Raw genomic sequence first — 19,977 nt, forward strand, 5'->3', positions numbered from 1 at the left:
CCTCCTCGGCACAGCCCTCAGCGCGGGATCGACTGGGCGAACGCGAACACCCGGTCCGGGTCGTACTTCCCGGCGACCTCCCGCAACCGCCCCAGGTTGCCGCCGTAGTACGCCTCCGCCCATCGTGGCAGCTGCGGGTCGATGTAGTTCACGTACCCGGTGTCCCCGACCAACGCGCCGATCCCGTCGCGCACCCGTCCCATCGCCTGGCCGGCCTCGGTGGCGGCCTCCGGTGGCGTCTTGAAGTAGATCTGGGCGCAGGCCAGTGCCGTGCGGTGGGGGAACGCGGTGGCCGACGGCGCCACGTCGGCCACCGCGCCGCCGAGCCCGTCGAAGATCAGGTACGACTCGTCGGACTGGCCGTTCATCAGCTCGACCGCCCGCGCCGGGTCGCCGATCGGCTCGCGCACGATCCGCGACGACGCGACGAACGACTCGTGCTGGATGCCGTTGCCCGCGAAGTACCGGGTGGCCTCGGTGTAGCTCTGCGCCTGGACGAACCGCGAGGCGGGGGCGGGCAGCGCGGCCAGCAGTGACGTCAGCCCACCGGTGGACCCGACGAAGCAGCCGCCGACCCGGCAGGTCGGCTGCGGGCCGCCGCGCACGACGACGTTGGCCCACAGCTCCTTGGGCGCCTGAGCGATCCAGCGCTGCCACTCGCCGAGCACGTCGGCCGTGGCACCGGCGCCGTACTGCAACGAGAACACGGTCACCTGGGGCGCGGGCACCGTGGCGAACACGAACTCCGTCACGATCGCGAAGTTCCCGCCGCCACCACCGCGCAGCGCCCAGAACAGGTCGGGTTCCCGCTCGGCGGAGGCGGTGACCACCCGGCCGTCCGCCGTGACCGCGGTCGCCGAGACCAGGTGGTCGCAGGTCAGGCCGTACTTGCGGGCCAGCACGCCGATGCCGCCGCCGAGCGTGAGCCCCGCGACGCCCACGGTCGGGCACGTCCCGGTGGGCAGGCAGCGGCCGGACCCGGCGAGCACGCGTGCCACCTCGCCGAGCTGGGCCCCGGCGCCGACGCGGACCTGGTCGCCCGGCAGCACCTCGACGGCGGCCAGCTCACGCAGGTCGACCTGCAGGCCGTTCTCCGGCGTGGAGTAGCCGGCGTAGCTGTGGCCACCGCCGCGCGCCGCGATCGGCACCCGCAGCCGGGCCGCCTCCACGCACACCCGCACGTCGTCGACCGAGGCGCACCGGGCCACGGCGGCCGGGGTGCGTTGGTTCCACACCGGGTTGAAACCCTGGTAGGCGAAGCCGTCCTGGTCGGGGAGCAGCAGCTGCCCCGACAGCCGCGACCGCAGCGCGGCCCAGTCCGGCGGTCCACTCGGAACGGACGAACTGGACGGAGGGGCCGACGGGGGAGCCGAGGCGGAGGGGACCGGGCCGGGGGGCGCCGATCCGGTGCAGGCGGAGAGCACGGCCCCCGCACCCGCGAGCCCAGCGACTTGGAGAAACCTGCGTCGGTCCACGGTCACCGTCCTTCCAGCCCGATCATCCTGGCACGACGTGATCATGGCGGCATCTCGTGATCACCCGTGGCGTCGGGGGCGCGGGTGTCGTCTACTTACCGCATGGCAATCGTCTCTCCTGGCTTCTCCGGGCGGCGCCGGTCCTCCGACGTGCAGCTCCCGCCAGGGCAGTACCTGACGGAGGACTTCCCGGTCCTCACGGCGGGTCCCACCCCGCGGGTGCCGACCGACCGGTGGGAGCTCACGATCAGCACCGAGGTCGGGCACAAGCACGTCTGGTCGTGGCAGCAGCTGATCGAGCTGCCGGCGGAGAAGATCACCACCGACATCCACTGCGTCACCAAGTGGTCCAAGCTGGGCACGCGGTGGAAGGGCGTCTCCCTCGACGTGCTGCTGGAGGACGTGGAGACGGCGGCGGACTACGCGCTGGTGCGGTCCTACGGCGGCTACACGACGAACCTGCCGCTGGAGGACCTGCTCGACGGGCAGGCGTGGATCGCCTACCGCTATGACGACGACGAGATCACGCCCGAGCACGGCGGTCCGGCGCGGCTGCTGGTGCCTCACCTGTACTTCTGGAAATCGGCGAAGTGGGTGCGCGGCATCCAGCTGCTGATCGAGGACGAACCCGGCTTCTGGGAAACCGCCGGGTACCACGACTACGGAGATCCATGGCGCGAGCAGCGGTATCAGGGCGACTGACCTGGCGGGTGGCCGAGCTGGCCGAGAACCGCCGGCTCACCGCAAGCGCGCGCAGCCTGGTGTTCGACGTGCCCGGCTGGCCCGGCCACCTGCCCGGCCAGCACGTCGACGTGCGGCTGACCGCCGAGGACGGGTACTCGGTGCAGCGCAGCTACTCCATCGCCTCCGCACCCGACGGCGACCGGGTGGAGCTGGCCGTGCAACGGGTGGACGGCGGCGAGGTCTCGCCGTACCTGTGCGACGTGCTCAGCCCCGGCGACCGGGTCGAGCTGCGCGGCCCGGTGGGCGGCTGGTTCGTCTGGCGTGCGGCGGATCCGGCACCGGTGTTGCTGGTGGCGGGCGGGTCGGGCATCGCGCCGTTGATGGCCATGGTCCGCACGCGTGCCGAGCAGGGCAGCCGCGTGCCGTTCCGGCTGGTGTACTCGGTGCGCACGCCCGAGGACGTGTACTTCGCGGACGAGCTGCGGCGACGCGCCCGTGAGGACGCCGGCCTCGACGTGCACCTGGTGTACACGCGGCAAGCGCCTGAGGGCGCGCCCGCACCCGGCCGGCTCGGCGTGGCCACGGTGAACACGCACGGCTGGCCACCGGACTTCACGCCGAACTGCTTCGTGTGCGGCCCCACCGGTTTCGTCGAGACGGTGGCCGACATCCTGGTGGCGCTGGGCCACGACCCTCGACGTGTGCGCACCGAACGCTTCGGCTGACAGGAGACCACCGATGAGCGACGACCACGTCGACGGCAACGCGCTCGCGGGCGGCCTGCGGGAGATCTTCGCCGTGGACCTGACCACGGCGACCGGCCGGTGCGCCGGCTGCGGGTACCGGGGTTCCGTGGCGACCTTGCGGGTCTACCGGAACGCGCCGGGCATCGTGGCGCGCTGCCCGCACTGCGAGGAGGTCGTGCTGCGGCTGGTGCGCGGACCGGACCGCGCGTGGCTCGACCTGCGCGGCACGGTGAGCCTGGAGATCCCGCTAGCCCCGTGACCGGTGCGCGACGGCGGTCGCGAGCCCCAGGAACACCGCGAACACCCCGTAGGCGAGCCCCAGCTGGCCCGCCGACACGATCGCGCCACCGACGGCGCGCCCGAGCAGCCCGCCGAACGCCTCGGCCGTGATGACCGCCGCGGCGAGCTCGGTCGCGCCGGACGCGGCACCGGTCGTGCACCGCAGGTACAGGCTCGGGTAGGCCAGGCCGACCCCGATGCCGCCGAGCGTCCACGCCACCAGCGCGGCGGGGAAGCCGGTCGCACCCAGCGCGAGCACGGCCACACCGCCCGCCGTCAGCACCAGGCCGGCCGCGGGCGGCGGCTCCTTCCCCATGCGCCGCAGCCGGGGCACCGCCAGGCTCGTCACCGCCCACGCCAGCGGTGCCGCGCTCAGCACGACCGCGGCCTGCGCCATGCTGGCGCCGTAGCCGTCGGTCAGCAGCACCGTGACCAGGCTGTCCGCGCCGAAGTAGCCGGCCGCGAACAACGTCATCGCCGCCAACGCCGCCGGTGCGCCCCGGCGTGCGCGCAACGTGCCCGCGGGCATGATCGACGCGACCCCGACGCACGCGACCACAACACCCAACACCCTGATGGGCCACCAACCGCCCAGCACCACACCGCTCACGCCCAGCGGCACGAGCAACGTGCGCCACAACGGCCGTTCCGCGCCGGGTTCGACCGGCCCGCTCGCCGCCCGCAGGACCAGCACCCGTCCCGCGAACACCACGGGCACCGGCACCAGCAGCGTCCACCGCCACCCGACCAGGTGTTCCAGCGCCAGCGTCGCCGCCGGCCCGACGAGCGCGGGCAGGATCCACATCGCCGACGAGGCCGCGATCACCCGCACCCGCCACTGGTCGTCGAGGTGCCGGATCGCCGCGCTGATGCCGAACACCGCCAGCAACCCGCTCGCGCAGCCGGCCGTCAGCTGCCCGGCCGCGAACACCCACGCCGTGGGCGCCACCGCGGCCGTGACCGTGCCCGCGAGGTAGGCGGCCATGCCGATGGCGAGGGTGCCACGCGCACCGGCGGCGGCCAGGACGCGCGTGGCCAGCGGAAGCGCCACGAACAGCCCCAGCGTCGCCCCCGACACCAGCAGCTCGACCGAGGTCCGCGCGTCGAGGTCGCGCACGATCGCCGGCAGCAGCGTGGAGGAGACGAACGTGGCCACCGCGGCCGCGAACTCCAGCGCGACGATGCCGATGGCCAGCGTCAGCGCGGAAGTCCGTTGCCGCGTCACGTGTACAGCTCTCGATCCAGCTCGTTGACCTGCACCCACACGCCGTCCGGGTCCCGCACCCGCAGCGACCGCCCGTGGTTCTCGTCCAGCACCGGACCCGGCGCGAACCCCGCGTCCCGCAGCCGCCGCGCCACCTCCTCCAGCGGCTCGCCGGTCTCGAACGCGAGCTCGCACGTGCCGGCCGCCCGGTCGGTGGCGGTGTGCAGCGCGACCATCCCGGACTCGGCCGGCAGCTCGGCCCACGCACCCGGCCGCGACCGCGGGCCGTCCGCCAGCCCCAGTGCCAGGTAGAACCGCCTCGCCGCGGCGACGTCCGCGGTGTAGCGGATCGGCACGACCCTCATCGCCGTTCTCCCCCGTCCAGCTCCCGCAGGTAGCTCTCCAGCGCCTGCTCCACGAACGCCGACAGCGACACCTCGGCGTCCACCGAGGCGTGCTTGACCCGTCTGACCAGCGCGGCGGGGAGGTAGACGTTGAACTGCTGCTTCTCTCCGGCCATGGCTACTATGCTAGCAATCTAGCCCTGATGGAACCAGAGCGTGATTCGGTGAGGTCTTCCCGCCCGGCCGGGTGAATTCCAGGTCTCATCGGCTCTCGGCGTGCTGACACACACGCGGGTGGCCGGAAAACCCGATTTCCGCAGAGTGGAAGTGCTCATCGCGGCAGTTCGGCGGCATGCGCAAGGGAGCTGTGTGCCGCGACCAGCGCCTTCTTCAACCGCAACGCTGTGACCAGCATCGTTGTTCGATCCACGGCTTCGGGACGATCGGCCGTGTCGATCCAGAACCGATTCGGAGCGCTCGAAAGGACTATTTCTCTCGTTGTGCGGCTATCCCGGGAGTGAGCTACGTTCGATTCGGGTTCAGCAGCAGCCCTTCACGCGCGGTCGAATTCCGTTGAAGGGGATGACAGCGAGTCATGAGGATTGCGATGTTGGCTGCCCAGGATGCTCCCGGCTGGCGTGCCGCGCACGTCGAAGGTCTGTCCGCGGCGCTGTCGGCGCTGGGACACGAGGTGGCGGTGCACCACCCACCGGCCGACCTCCCGGGGCAGCAGCTGGGGCAGTTCGTCGACTCCCTGCGCACCGAGTGGGCTCGCGCGCGGCCCGACTTGGTGCACGGGCACTCCTGGCGGCCGGGACTGGCGGCCGTGCTGGCGGCCCAGCCCTCGGGCGTGCCGGTGATCCAGTCGTTCCACGGCCTCGGCACCGGAGCGGGGCAGCGGACCGGCGTCGAACGGCTGGTGGGCAAGCAGGCCGCACTGGTGGTCGCCACCTGCGAGCACGAGCTGCTGGAGCTGGCGGCCGCCGGGGTGCCGCGGTCGCGGATCGCGCTCGCGGCCCGCGGTGTCGACGTCGAGCTGTTCCAGCCGCGCGGCGACACCGCGCAGCGGACCGGGCTGCGGCGGATCGTCACCGTGGCCGATCCCATGGTGGACAACGGGTTGGTCGACCTCGTGGCGGCGCTGCCACGACTGGGCGAGGTCGAGCTGGTGATCGCCGGCACGCCGGGCTCGGGAGAGGCGGACCGGATCACCCGGTGCGCGCGCAGGTTCGGCGTGGACGAGCGGGTGCGCCTGCTGGGCGTGGTCCCCCGCGCGGAACTGCCGGCGTTGTTGCGTTCGGCGGACGTGGTGGCGTGCGTGCCACCGCAGGCGACCTGGGACGCGCTGGCGTTGGAGGCGATGGCCTGCGGCGTGCCCGTGGTGGCCACCGCTGTCGGCGGCCTCACCGACGCCGTCATCGACGGGGTGACCGGCGTGCTGGTGCCGCCGCGTGACCTCAAGCAGCTGGTCAGGCGGCTCCGCGCGGTGCTGGACGACGAGACGTTCCGCAACACCTGCGAGATCGCCGGTGTCGACCGCGTCCAGGCCCGGCACACGTGGCCGGACGTCGGCCGGAGCGTCGAGCGGCTCTACCGGCACGTCCTGGAGCCCGCGACCCCGACCAGGAAGATCCGCGCACCGCGACCGCTGACCACCCGCGACAGCGCCATGAGCTGATCGGCAGCGCGGCCCGGGAGTGCTGACACCCCGGGCCGCCGGTTGTGCCGCCCGTCGTGCAGACCTGGCATCCGGCCCATACGGTTCGGACCAGGGAGGCGGAGGAATGCGAAGCCAGTACGAGTACCTCGCGGTGCTGGGTGTGTGCCTGCTCATCACCCTGCCGCTGGAGTGGATGGGACGCGGTGTGTACCGGCGCTGGCCGCAGTTGGCGCGTGCGGTCGCGCCGGTGCTGCTCGTGCTCGCGGCCTGGGATGTCGTCGCGATCCTGCGCGGGCACTGGACCTTCCACCCCGAGTCGACCACCGGGGTGGAGCTCGGCGGTGTGCTGCCGATCGAGGAGGTGCTCTTCTTCGTGGTCATCCCGATCTGCGCGGTGCTGACCTACGAGGCGGTGCGGGGACGGGCGGGCCGGTGGTTGCCCGATGGTTGAGGAGTACCTGCTCGCCGCCGTCGCGGCGGCGGTGTTCGTGGTCCTGCTGGAGCTGTGCGTGCTGCGGACGGGGCTGTTCACCCGGCCCGCGTACTGGGTGACGATGGTGATCGTGCTCGCGTTCCAGATCCCGGTGGACGGGTGGCTGACCAAGCTGGACGCCCCGGTGGTGCTGTACGCGGACTGGGCGATCAGCGGGGTGCGGGTGCCGTGGGACATCCCGGTGGAGGACTTCCTGTACGGCTTCGCGATGGTGACCGCGGTGCTGATGATGTGGGAACGGGGGAGGCAGGCACGTGAACAAGCTTGAGGTGCCGGGACAGTTCGACCGGGCGGCCCGCGGGTACGACCTGCTGGTCGGGCTGAACCCCGGCTATCACCAGGCGCTGCGCCGGTCCGCCCGCGCGCTGCGGCTGCGGCCGGGCATGCGCGTGCTCGACCTGGGCTGCGGCACGGGCGCGTCCACCGCGGCACTGCTCGCGGCCGCACCGGGCATCGAGGTCGTCGCCGTGGACGCGTCGGCGGGCATGCTCGCGCGGGCACGGGAGAAGCGCTGGCCCAGCGGCGTGCGGTTCGTGCACAGCCGCGCGGAGGACGTCGACGAGGGCCCGTTCGACGCGGTGTTCGCGGCCTACCTGCTGCGCAACCTGCCCGACCCGGACACCTCGTTGCGGCACATCAGGAAGCTCGTCAAGCCCGGCGGACGGCTGGTGCTGCACGAGTACTCGGTGCGCGACTCGCCGGTGAGCCGCGCGGTGTGGACGGCGCTGTGCGGCGTGATCGTCCCGGCGGGCTGGCTGTCCACCGGCGACCGGTCGCTCTACACCTACCTGTGGCGCAGCGTGGTCGACTTCGACGGCGCGTCCGCGTTGCGGGACCGGTTGCGGCGCAACGGTTTCGTCGGCGTGCGCAGTGCGCCGCTACCGGGCCTGCAGCTCGGTGTCGTGCACACCTTCCTCGCCTGCGCGCCGGAAGGGGAGCAGCGGTGAGGGATCGCAGGGCGGTGCGCATCCCGGCACCGGCCGGGCGCGCGCAGTTCGACGGCGACGCGCCGGTGGTGGCGGTGGTCGGCGGTGGCATCGCGGGCCTGGCGGCGGCGACGCTGCTCGCCGAACGCGGCGCACGGGTCGTGGTGTGCGAACGGGAGAAGTACCTCGGTGGCCGCGTCGGAGGCTGGAGCACCCGCCTCGCCGACGGCAGCGAGGCCACCATGACCCGCGGCTTCCACGCGTTCTTCCGGCAGTACTACAACCTGCGCGCGTTGCTCAAGCGGGCCGACCCGGCAGGTCGCGCGCTCACGCCGTTGCCGGACTACCCGCTGCAGCACGCCTCCGGCCACCGCGACTCCTTCGCCGGGCTGCCCACGGCCGTGCCGTGGAACGCGCTGTCGTTCCTGCGCAGCAGCCCCACGTTCCGGTGGCGCGACCTGCCGGACGTCAACGCGCGGGCGGCGTTGTCGCTGCTCGACGTGTCGGTGCCGCGGGTGTACGAGGAGCTCGACGGCATCGACGCCGCGACCTACCTGGAGCGCATCCGCTTCCCGAAGGCCGCGCACGCGCTGGCGTTCGAGGTGTTCTCCCGCAGCTTCTTCGCGCATCCCGGTCAGATGTCGGCCGCGGAGCTCGCGGTGATGTTCCACATCTACTTCCTGGGTTCCAGCGAGGGCCTGCTGTTCGACGTGGCCGCCGACCCGTTCCCGCACGGCCTGTGGGAACCGCTCGGCCGCCACCTCGCCTCGCTGGGGGCGACGCTGTGCACCGGCGTCGAGGTCCGCGCCGTGCGGCCCGGCGAGCACCGACGGTTCTCGGTCATGATCGGCGACGGCGCGATCGAGGCGGACGCCGTGGTGCTCGCCGCGGACGTGCCCGGCCTGCGCGCGGTCGTCGGCGCCTCGCCCACCCTCGGCGACGCCGGCTGGCGGCAGCGGGTCGGCGAGCTGCGGACGGCGCCGCGGTTCCTGGTGTCGCGCTACTGGCTGGACCGGCCGGTCGACGCCGACCGGCCGGGTTTCCTGGGCACCGGCGGGCACGACCTGCTCGACAACATCAGCGTGCTCGACCACTACGAGCACGAGGCGCGGGCGTGGGCGGCACGCACCGGCGGGTCCGTGGTCGAGCTGCACGGCTACGCGCTGCCCTCCGACGTGGACGAGGCGGACGCGCGGGCGCGGCTGTGGCAGCAGCTCACCGAGGTCTACCCGGAGACCAAGCGGGCCGGGGTGGTCGACGAACGGCACGAGCTGCGCGAGGACTGCCCGTTGTTCCCCGCGGGCGGGTACGCGCGCAGGCCGGGTGTGCGGACGCCGGACGACTTCCTGGTCGTCGCGGGTGACCTGGTGCGCATCGACCTGCCGGTGGCGCTGATGGAACGCGCGGCCACGACGGGGTTCGCCGCGGCCAACCGGCTGCTGAGCCGGTGGGGGATCGCGGGGACGGAGCTGTGGACCGTGCCGCGGGAGGGCCGGGTGCCGCTGTTGCGCGGTGCGGCACGGCGCTGGAGGACGTTGTGACCGCGTCGGCCGCCGCTTCCCCCGGGTGGTCGTCGTGACGGCGCCGACCCGAGTTCTCCGCCGGAGGTCGTCGTGATCGCGTCGGCCGACGCTTCGCCTCGGGGGCCGTCGTGACGGCGCCGGCCCGGGATTCCCGCTGGAGGTCGTCGTGATCGTCGTGGTCGGAGCGGGTCTCGCCGGGCTGAGCGCGGCGCTGGAGCTCACCGCCGCCGGCCACGAGGTCAGCGTGCTGGAGGCGGGCGACGAGGTCGGCGGCCGGGTGCGCACGGACGTCGTGGACGGCGTCCGGTTCGACCGGGGCTTCCAGATCATGCTGCCCGCCTACCCCGAGCTGGAACGGCTCGACCTCGGCCCGTTCCCCCTGCGCCACCTGCGGCCCGGCGTGTTCGTGCACGACGACGGGCGGCACGACCTGCTCGCCGACCCGCGCAGCGGGCCCTCGGCGTGGGACGGGGCGCTGCGCCAGCACGTGCTGGGCGCCCGCGACCTCGCGGCGCTGGCCCGGTTCTCGGCGCAGGACGCCTTCGGGCCGGTGCGGCCGTTGCTCACCGCCCAGGACCGCACGACCCGCGACGAGCTGCGTGCCCTCGGGGTCACCGACCGCGCGGTGGAGGCGGTGTTCCGGCCGTTCCTGTCCGGGGTGTTCCTGGAACGCGAGCTGCGGACGTCGTCGCGGTTCTTCCACCTGGTGTGGCGCAGTTTCGCGCGTGGGGGAGCGGCGGTGCCCGCACTCGGCATGGGCGAGCTGCCCAGGGCGCTGGCGGAGCGGTTGCCTGCGGGGACCGTGCAGCTGGAGACCGCGGTGCGGGCCGTGCACCACGACGGGGTCGACCTCGAAGAAGGCGGCCGGGTCGCCGCGGACGCGGTCGTGGTGGCGACGGACGGCACGACGGCGGCCCGGTTGCTGCCGGGGCTGGCCGAGCCGCGCTGGAACGGCGTGACCACCTGGTACTTCGGCCCGCCGCGGTCACCGTTGCGCGACGGCTGCCTGGTCGTCGACGCGAACGGCGGGCCGGTCGTGAACACCGCGGTGATGTCGGAGGTGTCCCGGCCGTACTCGCCACGTGCGCCGCTGGTGCAGGCCACCGTGCTGGGCGAAGCGTCCGAACAGGACGTACGCGCACACCTGAACCGTTTGTACGGCACGGACACCAGCCGCTGGGAGGTGCTGCGGCGCTACGAGATCCCGCAGGCGCTACCGGCGATGAACTCACCGCACCGCCTGCGGCAGCCTGTGCGCGCGGGTGAACGCAGGTACGTGTGCGGTGATCACCGCGACACCAGCTCGATCCAGGGCGCGCTGCACTCGGGACGCAGGGCCGCCCACGCCGTGCTCACCGACCTGCGCGGTGCCGGGTGACCGCACTGCTGCTGTTCGGCGACCAGCTCGGCCCGCACTTCCACGCGGGCCACGACGAGATCGTGCTCGTCGAGTCGGCGGCGGCGTTGCGGCGCAGGCCCTACCACCGGCAGAAGCTGCACCTGGTGCTGTCCGGCCTGCGGCACCTCGCCGCCGAGCTGCCCGGCCGGGTCACGCTCGTGCGCGCGAACACCTACGGCGAGGCGATCCGCGACCTCGGCCGCCCGCTCGTCGCCTACCGGCCGGGCTCCACCGCCGCGGAGCGCATGCTGCGCGAGCTGGGTGTGGAGGTGCGGCCGACGCCCGCGTTCGCATTGGGCCGCGAGGAGTTCACCGCGTGGGCGGGCGATCGCGAGCGGTTTCTGATGGAGGACTTCTACCGCCACCAGCGCGTGCGGTTCGACGTGCTGATGGACGGCGCCGAGCCGGCCGGCGGGAGGTGGAACCTCGACGCGGAGAACCGCGAGCCGCCACCGAAACGCGCCCGGCTGGGCGTGCCGGAACCGTGGTGGCCGGAAGAGGACGACATCGACGCACGGGTGCGTGCCGACCTCGACGCGATGGACCTGCCCACCGTCGGCGGGGACGGCCCGCGCCGGTTCGCCATCACGCGGGCCGAAGCGGTCGTGGCGCTGGAGGTGTTCGTGCGCGACCGGCTGCCGCACTTCGGCCCGCACGAGGACGCGGTGCTGACCCACGACTGGACGATGGCGCACTCGTTGCTGTCCGTGCCGCTCAACCACGGGCTGCTGCACCCGCTGGAGGTCGTCCACGCCGTCGAGGACGCCCACCGCTCCGGTGACGTGCCGCTGGCCAGCGCCGAGGGCTTCATCCGCCAGGTGCTCGGCTGGCGCGAGTACGTGTGGCACCTGTACTGGCACCTGGGCCCGGACTACCGCCGCAACAACGAGTTCCACGCCACCGAACCGCTGCCGCGGTGGTGGGCCGAGCTGCGACCGGCCGAGGTGCGCGCGGCGTGCCTGCGCACCGCGTTGGAGGGCGTGCGCGACCACGGCTGGGTGCACCACATCCAGCGGTTGATGGTGCTGGGCAACCATGCGCTGCAACGGGGCTATGACCCGGCAGCGCTCAACGACTGGTTCGTCACGTCGTTCGTCGACGGCTTCCCGTGGGTGATGCCGGTCAACGTCATCGGCATGAGCCAGCACGCGGACGGCGGTGGCATCGCGACCAAGCCGTACCTCAGCGGTGGCGCGTACATCAACCGGATGACCGATCACTGCCGCGGCTGCTGGTTCGACCCGAAGCGGCGCACGGGACCGCGGGCGTGCCCGTTCACCGCGGGCTACTGGGCGTGGCTCGCCCGGCACGAGCAGCGGGTGCGCGGCAACCACCGCATGCTGCGGGCCGTCCAGGGCCTGCGGCGGCTGGCGGACCTGGACGAGGTGCGTGCCCAGGAACGCACCCGCGACCTGTTCTGATCGCGGGCGGTCGCGGGGTCAGCGGACCTGGGACAGCACGAGGTGGACGGCCTCGGTGAGCGAGCGCGGAGTCCGCACGGACGGCGGCAGCGAGAGCCCTGACCAGCCGGGACCGGCGACCGCGATCACCGCCCCCGACTGCGCGGCGAGCTCCGCCAGCGGCACCTGCAGGGCGAGGTCGGCCCGGTGCGCCCACACCAGCGCGACGGCGGGACGCAGCCGCGCCACGGCGTCGCACAACGCCCGGGCCGGCACCCGCGGGCCGAGGTTGCGCCACAGCACGTCCTGCTCGGACAGCGCGGCGCCGAGCGCCTCCAACGCCAGGCCGTGCTGCTCCTCGGGGGCGCACGAGAGCAGCGCCGCGAGCACGCCGGGGCTGTGCGACAGCGGCACGCCGCGCAGGGTGTGCAGCAGGCTGGAGGTCGCGAGGTGCTCGACCTCCACGCCACGGCCGCGCTGGGCCACCAGGTGCCCGAGCTCCACCAGGCACGGCGCGAACACCTGGTCCCACGCGGCCACCACGCCGTGGTCGGTGAGCAGCTTGGCCGCGACGTCGAGCATCAGCGGCAGGTCGAGGCGTTTGGCGGCGGTGATGAACCCGCGCCGGGCCGCCTCTGCCACGTCGTCGCCGAGAACCGCGTGCGGCCTGGGCAGCAGCGGTGCCGCCGAGCGCTGTGCCAGCTCGGCCGCGGCGGCGGGCGCGACGCCCTGACCGGTCAGCGCGACCATCCGGCGCAGCACCTCGACGTCGGCGTCCTCGTAACGGCGGTGGCCGCCCTGGGTGCGCCCCGACGGTCCCAGGCCGTAGCGCTGGTCCCACGTCCTCAACGTGACAGGGGAGACGCCGAGCATCGCGGCGACAGCGCGCGGTGCGTAGGTCACCGACGGCGCGCGCGCTCGGAGAGGATCGCCCTCAGTTCGCTCTCCCCGAGCCCGCCCCAGACGCCGAACGTCTCGTGCACCTCCAGCGCGTGCGAACGGCACTTCTCCATCACCGGGCAGCGCTGGCAGATCGCCTTCGCCGCGGCTTCGCGCTGGTCACGCGCGGCGCCGCGTTCGTTGGGGGTGTGGAAGAAGTACGCGCTGTCCATGCCCCGGCACAGGCCGGACAGCTGCCAGTCCCAGGATTCGGCGACAGGCCTGGGCAAACGCGACAATTCAGGCATAGCGCACCTCTGCGGGCTCGAACGGGTGCTGACTCCACCTACCTTAAAATCGATTCAAAATCGGTGCAACTTGAGTCGCTCAGTCGGGGAACCTGCCGCTGCGGCGCAGGGCGTACCGGCGCTCGGCGTAGGCGAGGTCGTCGCGCCACAAGCGGGCCGCCGCCCAGCGCATGACCGGGCGCAACGCTCCTGCGGCTGGTTTGGCCAGCGCGAACCCGCGGCGGTCCGAGTGCGCGATGGTCGCCTCCACGACCGCGGTGCGGCCCTCACCGATCGGGGTCGCGTGCGTCTCGACCACGCTGCCCTCGCCCTCACCCTCGACGATGTGCATCACGACCGTGCGCGGTTCGGGGCAGGTGAACGCCGCCACCACCGGCACGCCGACCCGGCCCGCGAGCCGGAAGGTGACCTCGACCAGGAACCTGTCGTCCTCCTCGGTCGGCGTCTCCAGCACCCGCAGGTTCGCGAACGAGTACGGGTGGAACCACGCGCCGTGCCACGGGTCGAGCCGGTTCGCGACCACGTCCTCCGGGTCGCACCGGCCGATCAGCGTGGCCACCGCGTCGATCGCCCCGGCCGGCGGGCGCTGCGGCAGCACCGGCGCGGGCAGCGGTTCCTCACCGCCGACGTCGTCGAGCCGCACCCACACCAGCACGCCGTCGTCGTGAGCGGGATACGGCGTCCACGCGCCGAACCGCTTGCCGTCGAGCGCGAGCCCGTGCCAGCGGCAGATCAGCCTGCCCTCGGCCACGGCGCCGTCGCACAGTGGCGCGCCCAGGTGCGGGCACGACCCGGAACCGGCCATCAGCACGTCGTGCGGCCCGCGCCACAGCACGACCTCCCGCCCGGCGATCGTGCGCCCGCACACCTTCCCGCGCGCGACGTCCCGGCTCGCCCCCGCGACGAACCAGTTGCCCGACGGCCGGGCGGTCGCGCGCTTGAGCGCCGCCTCGATCAACGCCGGTTTGGCGTCCTGCCACGTGGGGCGTTGCTCGCGCCACGGCGGGCTGGAGTAGATCCGCAGCGGAATGCGGTCGCGCATGGACTTCCCTTCGTCAGGCCGCACGGGCGAACACCGCCCTCGCCAGAGCCGGGAGGGCGACGGCGAGCCGGCGGCCGTTGGACACGGCGACGCGGCGTGACAGCACGTCGTAGCCGGCCTCCTCCACGAGGTCGAGGATGCGGCCGTAGAGCCGGTACGCCGTCAGGACGCACGGTCGTGAACGCGGCGCGAGCATCGCGATACCCGGCCACGCCTCGGTGTACACCTTCTTCGCGCGCTGCACCTGGTCGCGCAGCGCGGCCCGCACGTGCTCGTCGGCACAGCCCACCTTCCGCGCGTGCAGCAGCCGTTCGCGGTCGACGCCGAACGCCGCGAGCTCGTCCGCGGGCAGGTAGACGCGGCCGCGGTCGAGGTCCTCGCCGACGTCGCGGATGAAGTTGGTGAGCTGGAACGCGATGCCGAGCGCGGCGGCGGCGGGCTCGGCCTCCTCGCGCGGCACGCTGGTGCCCAGCACGGGCAGCACCTGCAACCCGATCACGGCGGCGGAACCGTGCACGTACACCTTCAGATCGGCGAACGTCGGGTAGTCGGTGGTGGTCAGGTCCATGCGCATGGACGTCATGAAGTCGCGGAAGTGGACGTGCGGGATCTCGTAGCGGTGTGCGGTGTCGAGCAGGGCCGACATCACCGGGTCGGCGGAGCTGTTGTCGTGCAACGCGGCGGCGAGGTTCCGCTCGGCCTCGGCGAGCGCGGCCCGCTTCTGGTCGAGTCCACTGTGGAGGTCGTCGACGATGTCGTCGACCCAGCGCGCGAACCCGTACAGCGCGTGGACGGCGGGGCGTTGCTCCGGACTGAGCAACCGGGTTGCGAGGTAGTAGGTGCGGCCGTGTTCGGCGTTGAGCGCACGGCACCGCCGGTACGCCTCACGCAGGGCTGGTGCGGTGATGCCGGCGGCGTCGAGCTCCCGGTCTGCGGACATGCGCTCACGCTAAGACCGGCTGTGTCGCCGTGCACAACGACGGCACTCATCATGCGAACCGGCCCGAGCGCTGTTTAGCTCGGTCCCACCTGACCAGGACGACCGCCGAGAGGGGCGACGATGTCGCTGCTGACCAGCGTGGCCACCCGTGTGTCCAGGGTGGACGACTTCGCCGCCCGGTTCGACGTGGCGCTGCGGGAGTTCCTCGCGGACCGCCCCGACGTCGTTCCGGAGCTCGCCGCCGAGCTGCGCGAGCTGCTGTCGGCCGGGGGCAAGCGGATCCGCCCGAGGTTCGCGTGGGAGGGCTGGCGTGCCGCCGGGGGCGGTGAGCAGGACGGCGTGCTGCGCGCCCTGGTCGCACTGGAACTGCTGCAGTGCTGCGCGCTCGTGCACGACGACGTGATGGACCGGTCCGCGATGCGGCGCGGCCGGCCGTCGGTGCACGAGCTGTTCGCCCTGCGCCACCGCCGGGAGCGGTGGGCGGGCAGCGCGCGCCAGTACGGCGACTCGGCCGCGGTGCTCGTCGGTGACCTCGCGCTGGCCTGGGCGGACGACGCCATGGTCACCGCGGGGCTGTCCCCGGCGGCCCTGCAACGCGCCTGGGTGCCGTGGCAGGCGATGCGCACCGAGATGATGGCCGGTCAGCACCTCGACCTGCTGGGCGTCGCGCGCCGGGAGGAGTCGCTGGAGCAGGCGCTGCGTGTGGCGGCGCTCAAGACCGCCGCCTACACCGTGGAACGTCCGTTGCACCTCGGCGCGGCCATCACGGGTGCCGACCAGGACGTGGTGGCGTGCCTGCGGGAGTTCGGCCGCGACGTCGGGGTGGCGTTCCAGCTGCGCGACGACCTGATCGGCGTGTTCGGCGACCCCTCCGTGACCGGCAAGCCGGTCGGCGAGGACCTGCGGGAGGGCAAGCGGACGGCGTTGATGGCGATCGCGCTCACTCGCGCCACCAACGGGTCGGCGGCCGTGCTGCGGCGCAGCCTCACCGGCCCGGTGACCGACCGGCTCGTGGAGCAGGTGTGCGACCTGCTGGTGGAGCTGGGCGCGGTCGCCGCGGTCGAGGAGCACATCGACATACTGGTGGCGAACGCGCTGCAGGCGCTGGAGCGCGCCGCGCTCGAGCCGGCGGCGACACACGAGTTGATCAGGCTGGCCGGCCAGGCCACCGTGCGGAAGGCGTGACCGGGTAGTGGTGAACGTGGTGAAGGGCCGCACCGACCGGGTGGTCGTGGTCGGCGCGGGGCTCTCCGGGCTGTCGGCAGCGCTGCACCTGCGCGGTGCGGGGCACGAGGTGACGGTGCTCGAACGCGAGCCGCACCCCGGCGGGCTCGCCGGCCGGCTCGACGTGGACGGGCACCGGATCGACACCGGGCCGACCGTGCTGACCATGCCGGAGCTGCTCGACGACGCGTTCGCCGCCGTGGGCCAGCGGCGCGCCGACCACCTCGAACTGCTGCCGTTGCACCCGGCCTACCGAGCGACGTTCGCCGACGGTTCCGCGCTCGACGTGCACACCGACGGCGAGCGGATGGAGCAGGCGGTCCGCGACTTCGCGGGCGATCGGGAGGCGCGGGGGTACCGCGACCTGCGGGCGTGGCTGACGAAGCTGTACGAGGTCGAGCGCGACCGGTTCATCGGCGCGAGCTTCGACTCGCCGCTCGACCTGGTGGGACCGGACCTGGTGCGGCTCACCCGGCTGGGTGGCTTCGGTTCGCTGGACCGGGCCGTGGGGAGGTTCCTGCACGACGAACGGCTGCGCCGGGTGTTCACGTTCCAGGCGCTCTACGCCGGTGTCGCGCCGAAGGACGCCCTGGCCGCGTACGCCGTCATCGCCTACATGGACACCATTGCCGGGGTGTGGTTCCCACGCGGCGGCATGCGCGCGGTGCCGCAGTCACTGGCCGACGCGGCGGCACGCGCCGGTGTGCAGTTCCACTACGGCGTCGAGGTCGACCAGCTCGACCGCACCGGACACCGCGTCACGGCGGTGCGCACGGCCGACGCGCGGTTCCCCTGCGACGCCGTGGTGCTCGCGACCGGCCCGGCCCAGAGCACGCGGCTGCTGCGCGGCGAGCCACGCCGGCTCCTGCCGCTGCGCTGGTCGCCCTCAGCCGTCGTCGTGCACCTGAGCGCCCGGCGCGTGGCCGACGACCTCGCACACCACACGATCTCGTTCGGCGACCGGTGGGACGACACGTTCGACCAGATCATCCGGCGGGGTGAGCTGATGAGCGACCCGTCGTTGCTGCTGACGACCCCGACGCTCACCGACCCGGCCCTCGCGCCGGAGGGCAGGCACCTGCAGTACCTGCTGGCGCCGTGCCCGAACCTCGACGCCGCCCCGCTCCGCTGGGACGTGATGGCGCAGCGGTACGCCGAGCAGCTCGTCGACGAGATGACCGCGCGCAAGCTCGTCGTGGACGCGGAGCCGCTCGCCGTGGTGACCCCGGACGACTGGGCCCGTGCCGGTCAGGCGGCGGGCACGCCGTTCTCCGCCGCCCACACGTTCGCCCAGACCGGTCCGTTCCGGCCGGGCAACCTGCCGTTCCGCGACGGCAACGTGGTGCTGGCGGGCAGCGGCACCACGCCCGGCGTCGGCATCCCGCCGGTGCTGATCTCCGGGCGGCTCGCGGCTCAGCGGCTGTCGGCGTAGCGGAAGCCCCGGCTCCAGTAGAACGCCGGGGTGGTCGCGGCGAGGACGGCGAGCACGAGCAGCGCCGGGACGAGCCCGGCCACCCCGGCGAGCGCGGTGGCGAGCACCGCGCCCAGCGGCACCGTCGCGACGGTGACGGCGTTCACCAGCGAGCCGACCCGCCCGAGCAGCTCCGGCGCGGTCCGGCGTTGCCGCAGGGACAGCAGGATGACCGCCCACGCCGTCGCGGCCGCGCCGAAGACGACCTGGTAGCCGGTCAGCACCGCGAACGCGTGGCCGAGCGACGCGGCCGGGATCAGGAACAGCGCGGCCGCCGCCGTGGTCGCGCACAGCGCACACGCCAGACCCGCCGTCAGCCTGCGCGTCACCCACGCCGACCCGGCCGCGCCCAGCACGGCGCCGAGGCTGAACGCGGACATAGTGAACCCCACCTCGTCCGGCCCGAGCCGCAGCTCCTGGTAGGAGTACACGAAGAACAACGCGCCGATGCCGCTGCCGGCGAGGTTCATGGTCGCGGTGCCCAGCAGCGCCCGGCGCAGCACCAGGTCGGCGCGCAGGTACCGCACCCCGTCCCGCAGCTGCCCGGCCCTGGACGGCTGGTCGCCGTGCGCGCGCCGGGTGCGCAGCGCAGTTGAGGTGGCCGCGGCGATGACGGCGGCGGAGACGAGGAACGTGGCCGCCGTGGTCAGCAGGGCGGCCTCGGCGGAGGCCACCGCGATGACGAGCCCGCCCAGCCCCGGCCCGGCGACGCGCACCAGGTTCAGCAGCCCCGACCGGGTGGCGTTCGCGCGGTCGAGCCGATCGGCCGCGACCAGCCCGGGGATCGCGGCCTCCGCGGCGGTGTCGAACACCGCGCCCGCGACACCGAGGGTGGCGGCGAGCAGGTACAGCACCCAGATCTCCCGCACCCCGGACGTGATCACCAGCGCGACCGCGGCGGGCGCGACGGCGCGGACGAGGTCCATCGCGACGAGCACGGAGCGCGGCTTGAGTCGGTCGATCAGCACACCGGCGAACGGGCCGAGCAGTGCCGCCGGGAGGAACTCGGCGACCAGCAGCAGCGTCGCCGAGCCGATGCCGGAGCCGAACGCCAGGATCGCGACCGCCGGGACGAGCACGACGGTGACCTGGGTGCCGGTGGTGCTGATCGCCTGCGCGACGAGCAGCAGCCACCAGTCACGATCGGTTTTTCCGCTCACGGACCCGGTCCTCGTTCTCGCGTGTGGCCGTGGTTCAGGCCGGTTCCCACGCCGCGAGCCGGTCGATGATCCGCGGGTCGCCCTCGACCTCCAGCGCGTCGAGCGGAACGCGGCCGTAGAACATCAGCACGAGGTCACTCGCCGTTCCCGTGGCGGAGACGTCGGCCGGGCCGTCGTCATCGCAGCCGCGGCTGACCCGCGCACCCGCGGCGGAGAGCCGCAGCCGCCACGACCGGCCCTCGGTGGCGTGGTAGTCGACCACGGCCGGCTCGTGCGGCCAGGCGCTCGTCGTCGCGCAGCAGGTGAACTGGAAGTCCTCGACGCCGTCGAGCGCCACGTCCCCCGGCAACGGCAGCGGCTCGCCGACGGCGAGCTGGGCGTCGTAGGTGTGCACCGCGAGCTGCTGGAGCTGGTGGCGCGCAACGGCTCCGCAGTTCGACGGCGACTGCGAGCCGCCCCACCACGTCCAGCACCCGCGCTCCGGCCCGGCCTCCCGCAGCGCGTCCAGCAGCACCGCGGTCGACCCGGCCAGCCAGCCGACGAGCTCCGCGCGGTCCTGCGGCGCGGCGCCGTCCGCCGGTGACTTCGCGGTGGCACCCGGCCCGGCGGCGACGGTGGCCGCCCAGGAACGGCGGCCCTCGCCGATGTGGTGCGCCAGGTCCCGCAACGTCCACTCGGGACAGCTGGGCACCCGCACGTCGAGGCTCGGCGCGTCGGCAATCACGGAGCGGAAGGCGGTGGAGCGTTCGTCGATCAGCCGCAGCAGGTCGGGGAACGCCAGGAGGTTCTGCACCGCGGCTGTCTACCACCGGGCACCCGG

The 19,977-nt window shown here is 73.5% G+C and carries 22 protein-coding genes; 12 read left to right on the forward strand and 10 right to left on the reverse strand.

Annotated elements, in window-relative coordinates:
* Positions 1-17: 17 nt before the first annotated feature.
* Positions 18-1,475: an FAD-binding oxidoreductase gene (locus ADL03_RS19055; RefSeq protein WP_231642008.1), complete on the reverse strand. Its 1,458-nt coding sequence runs from the start codon at positions 1,473-1,475 to the stop codon at positions 18-20.
* A 102-nt stretch (positions 1,476-1,577) separates the two neighbouring features.
* Here ADL03_RS19055 and ADL03_RS19060 point away from each other — a divergent pair, with 102 nt between their 5' ends.
* The 3 genes from ADL03_RS19060 to ADL03_RS19070 are packed head-to-tail and all read left to right on the forward strand — an operon-like array spanning position 1,578 to position 3,164.
* Complete coding sequence (locus ADL03_RS19060) at positions 1,578-2,177, forward strand: sulfite oxidase-like oxidoreductase (protein ID WP_053734839.1); 600 nt, start codon at positions 1,578-1,580, stop codon at positions 2,175-2,177.
* Positions 2,147-2,884: a ferredoxin reductase gene (locus ADL03_RS19065; RefSeq protein ID WP_053734840.1), complete on the forward strand. Its 738-nt coding sequence runs from the start codon at positions 2,147-2,149 to the stop codon at positions 2,882-2,884. The genes ADL03_RS19060 and ADL03_RS19065 overlap by 31 nt, the downstream gene beginning before the upstream one ends.
* Positions 2,885-2,897: 13 nt before the next feature.
* Positions 2,898-3,164 carry a DUF6510 family protein gene (locus ADL03_RS19070; RefSeq protein WP_053734841.1) on the forward strand — a complete coding sequence of 89 codons (267 nt, stop codon included), beginning with the start codon at positions 2,898-2,900 and terminating at the stop codon, positions 3,162-3,164.
* Here the strand turns inward: ADL03_RS19070 and ADL03_RS19075 are convergent.
* Genes ADL03_RS19075 through ADL03_RS19085 form a run of 3 tightly spaced genes read right to left on the reverse strand, consistent with a single transcriptional unit; the run spans position 3,153 to position 4,908 of the window.
* Positions 3,153-4,409, reverse strand: coding sequence for an MFS transporter (locus ADL03_RS19075; RefSeq protein WP_053734842.1), 1,257 nt, complete (start codon positions 4,407-4,409; stop codon positions 3,153-3,155). The two genes, ADL03_RS19070 and ADL03_RS19075, sit on opposite strands and share 12 nt — an antisense overlap.
* Positions 4,406-4,753, reverse strand: coding sequence for a VOC family protein (locus ADL03_RS47170; RefSeq protein WP_053734843.1), 348 nt, complete (start codon positions 4,751-4,753; stop codon positions 4,406-4,408). Before ADL03_RS47170 ends, ADL03_RS19075 begins: the two co-directional genes overlap by 4 nt.
* The gene (locus ADL03_RS19085) at positions 4,750-4,908 is read right to left on the reverse strand and encodes a CopG family transcriptional regulator (RefSeq protein ID WP_053734844.1); all 159 of its coding nucleotides are present in this window, start codon (positions 4,906-4,908) and stop codon (positions 4,750-4,752) included. Before ADL03_RS19085 ends, ADL03_RS47170 begins: the two co-directional genes overlap by 4 nt.
* A gap of 431 nt (positions 4,909-5,339) precedes the next feature.
* Between ADL03_RS19085 and ADL03_RS19090 the strand changes: the two genes are divergently transcribed.
* The 7 genes from ADL03_RS19090 (at position 5,340) to ADL03_RS19120 (ending at position 12,154) form a co-directional block, all read left to right on the forward strand.
* Positions 5,340-6,410 carry a glycosyltransferase gene (locus ADL03_RS19090; protein ID WP_053734845.1) on the forward strand — a complete coding sequence of 357 codons (1,071 nt, stop codon included), beginning with the start codon at positions 5,340-5,342 and terminating at the stop codon, positions 6,408-6,410.
* A 106-nt stretch (positions 6,411-6,516) separates the two neighbouring features.
* Positions 6,517-6,843, forward strand: a complete 327-nt coding sequence (locus ADL03_RS19095) for a lycopene cyclase domain-containing protein (protein ID WP_053734846.1) — start codon at positions 6,517-6,519, stop codon at positions 6,841-6,843.
* Positions 6,836-7,153: a lycopene cyclase domain-containing protein gene (locus tag ADL03_RS19100; protein ID WP_053734847.1), complete on the forward strand. Its 318-nt coding sequence runs from the start codon at positions 6,836-6,838 to the stop codon at positions 7,151-7,153. The genes ADL03_RS19095 and ADL03_RS19100 overlap by 8 nt, the downstream gene beginning before the upstream one ends.
* Entirely contained in the window at positions 7,140-7,832 is a 693-nt protein-coding gene (locus ADL03_RS19105) for a class I SAM-dependent methyltransferase (protein ID WP_053734848.1), read from the forward strand. Before ADL03_RS19100 ends, ADL03_RS19105 begins: the two co-directional genes overlap by 14 nt.
* Entirely contained in the window at positions 7,829-9,352 is a 1,524-nt protein-coding gene (locus tag ADL03_RS19110; protein WP_197288454.1) for an FAD-dependent oxidoreductase, read from the forward strand. Before ADL03_RS19105 ends, ADL03_RS19110 begins: the two co-directional genes overlap by 4 nt.
* Before the next feature lie 148 nt (positions 9,353-9,500).
* On the forward strand, positions 9,501-10,712 hold the full coding sequence (locus ADL03_RS49660) for an NAD(P)/FAD-dependent oxidoreductase (protein ID WP_231642011.1): 1,212 nt from the start codon (positions 9,501-9,503) through the stop codon (positions 10,710-10,712).
* A complete protein-coding gene (locus ADL03_RS19120; RefSeq protein WP_053734850.1) occupies positions 10,709-12,154 on the forward strand; it encodes a cryptochrome/photolyase family protein in 1,446 nt (481 codons plus the stop codon). Before ADL03_RS49660 ends, ADL03_RS19120 begins: the two co-directional genes overlap by 4 nt.
* Before the next feature lie 18 nt (positions 12,155-12,172).
* On the opposite strand, the gene ADL03_RS19125 is transcribed toward ADL03_RS19120, so the two are convergent.
* The 4 genes from ADL03_RS19125 to ADL03_RS19140 form a co-directional block, all read right to left on the reverse strand.
* On the reverse strand, positions 12,173-13,036 hold the full coding sequence (locus ADL03_RS19125; RefSeq protein ID WP_063798641.1) for a MerR family transcriptional regulator: 864 nt from the start codon (positions 13,034-13,036) through the stop codon (positions 12,173-12,175).
* A complete protein-coding gene (locus ADL03_RS19130; protein ID WP_053734851.1) occupies positions 13,033-13,320 on the reverse strand; it encodes a WhiB family transcriptional regulator in 288 nt (95 codons plus the stop codon). Before ADL03_RS19130 ends, ADL03_RS19125 begins: the two co-directional genes overlap by 4 nt.
* A gap of 79 nt (positions 13,321-13,399) precedes the next feature.
* On the reverse strand, positions 13,400-14,362 hold the full coding sequence (locus tag ADL03_RS19135) for a DUF5914 domain-containing protein (protein ID WP_053734852.1): 963 nt from the start codon (positions 14,360-14,362) through the stop codon (positions 13,400-13,402).
* 13 nt (positions 14,363-14,375) lie between these two features.
* Positions 14,376-15,302, reverse strand: a complete 927-nt coding sequence (locus ADL03_RS19140) for a phytoene/squalene synthase family protein (RefSeq protein ID WP_053734853.1) — start codon at positions 15,300-15,302, stop codon at positions 14,376-14,378.
* Positions 15,303-15,422: 120 nt separating this feature from the next.
* On the opposite strand from ADL03_RS19140, the gene ADL03_RS19145 reads away from it, so the two are divergent.
* Together ADL03_RS19145 and crtI are read left to right on the forward strand one after the other, a co-directional pair.
* Positions 15,423-16,487 carry a polyprenyl synthetase family protein gene (locus ADL03_RS19145; protein WP_053734854.1) on the forward strand — a complete coding sequence of 355 codons (1,065 nt, stop codon included), beginning with the start codon at positions 15,423-15,425 and terminating at the stop codon, positions 16,485-16,487.
* A gap of 10 nt (positions 16,488-16,497) precedes the next feature.
* On the forward strand, positions 16,498-17,958 hold the full coding sequence (gene crtI, locus ADL03_RS19150) for a phytoene desaturase family protein (RefSeq protein ID WP_157528946.1): 1,461 nt from the start codon (positions 16,498-16,500) through the stop codon (positions 17,956-17,958).
* On the opposite strand, the gene ADL03_RS19155 is transcribed toward crtI, so the two are convergent.
* Both ADL03_RS19155 and ADL03_RS19160 read right to left on the reverse strand, forming a co-directional pair.
* A complete protein-coding gene (locus ADL03_RS19155) occupies positions 17,940-19,157 on the reverse strand; it encodes an MFS transporter (protein ID WP_053734855.1) in 1,218 nt (405 codons plus the stop codon). The two genes, crtI and ADL03_RS19155, sit on opposite strands and share 19 nt — an antisense overlap.
* Positions 19,158-19,191: 34 nt before the next feature.
* On the reverse strand, positions 19,192-19,950 hold the full coding sequence (locus ADL03_RS19160; RefSeq protein WP_053734856.1) for a maleylpyruvate isomerase family mycothiol-dependent enzyme: 759 nt from the start codon (positions 19,948-19,950) through the stop codon (positions 19,192-19,194).
* Positions 19,951-19,977: the final 27 nt, after the last annotated feature.

It is taken from the genome of Nocardia sp. NRRL S-836 (assembly GCF_001279525.1).
In the GTDB taxonomy this organism is placed as follows: domain Bacteria; phylum Actinomycetota; class Actinomycetes; order Mycobacteriales; family Pseudonocardiaceae; genus Lentzea.

What these genes read in the sequence shown, in the direction of transcription:
- ADL03_RS19135 (WP_053734852.1), bottom strand. Translation starts at nt 14,362, where the DNA reads ATGCGCGACCGCATTCCGCTGCGGATCTACTCCAGCCCGCCGTGGCGC.
- ADL03_RS19090 (WP_053734845.1), top strand. Translation starts at nt 5,340, where the DNA reads ATGTTGGCTGCCCAGGATGCTCCCGGCTGGCGTGCCGCGCACGTCGAA.
- ADL03_RS19085 (WP_053734844.1), bottom strand. Translation starts at nt 4,908, where the DNA reads ATGGCCGGAGAGAAGCAGCAGTTCAACGTCTACCTCCCCGCCGCGCTG.
- ADL03_RS19070 (WP_053734841.1), top strand. Translation starts at nt 2,898, where the DNA reads ATGAGCGACGACCACGTCGACGGCAACGCGCTCGCGGGCGGCCTGCGG.
- ADL03_RS19140 (WP_053734853.1), bottom strand. Translation starts at nt 15,302, where the DNA reads ATGTCCGCAGACCGGGAGCTCGACGCCGCCGGCATCACCGCACCAGCC.
- ADL03_RS19130 (WP_053734851.1), bottom strand. Translation starts at nt 13,320, where the DNA reads ATGCCTGAATTGTCGCGTTTGCCCAGGCCTGTCGCCGAATCCTGGGAC.
- ADL03_RS19095 (WP_053734846.1), top strand. Translation starts at nt 6,517, where the DNA reads ATGCGAAGCCAGTACGAGTACCTCGCGGTGCTGGGTGTGTGCCTGCTC.
- ADL03_RS19145 (WP_053734854.1), top strand. Translation starts at nt 15,423, where the DNA reads ATGTCGCTGCTGACCAGCGTGGCCACCCGTGTGTCCAGGGTGGACGAC.
- ADL03_RS47170 (WP_053734843.1), bottom strand. Translation starts at nt 4,753, where the DNA reads ATGAGGGTCGTGCCGATCCGCTACACCGCGGACGTCGCCGCGGCGAGG.
- ADL03_RS19100 (WP_053734847.1), top strand. Translation starts at nt 6,836, where the DNA reads ATGGTTGAGGAGTACCTGCTCGCCGCCGTCGCGGCGGCGGTGTTCGTG.
- ADL03_RS19060 (WP_053734839.1), top strand. Translation starts at nt 1,578, where the DNA reads ATGGCAATCGTCTCTCCTGGCTTCTCCGGGCGGCGCCGGTCCTCCGAC.
- ADL03_RS19065 (WP_053734840.1), top strand. Translation starts at nt 2,147, where the DNA reads ATGGCGCGAGCAGCGGTATCAGGGCGACTGACCTGGCGGGTGGCCGAG.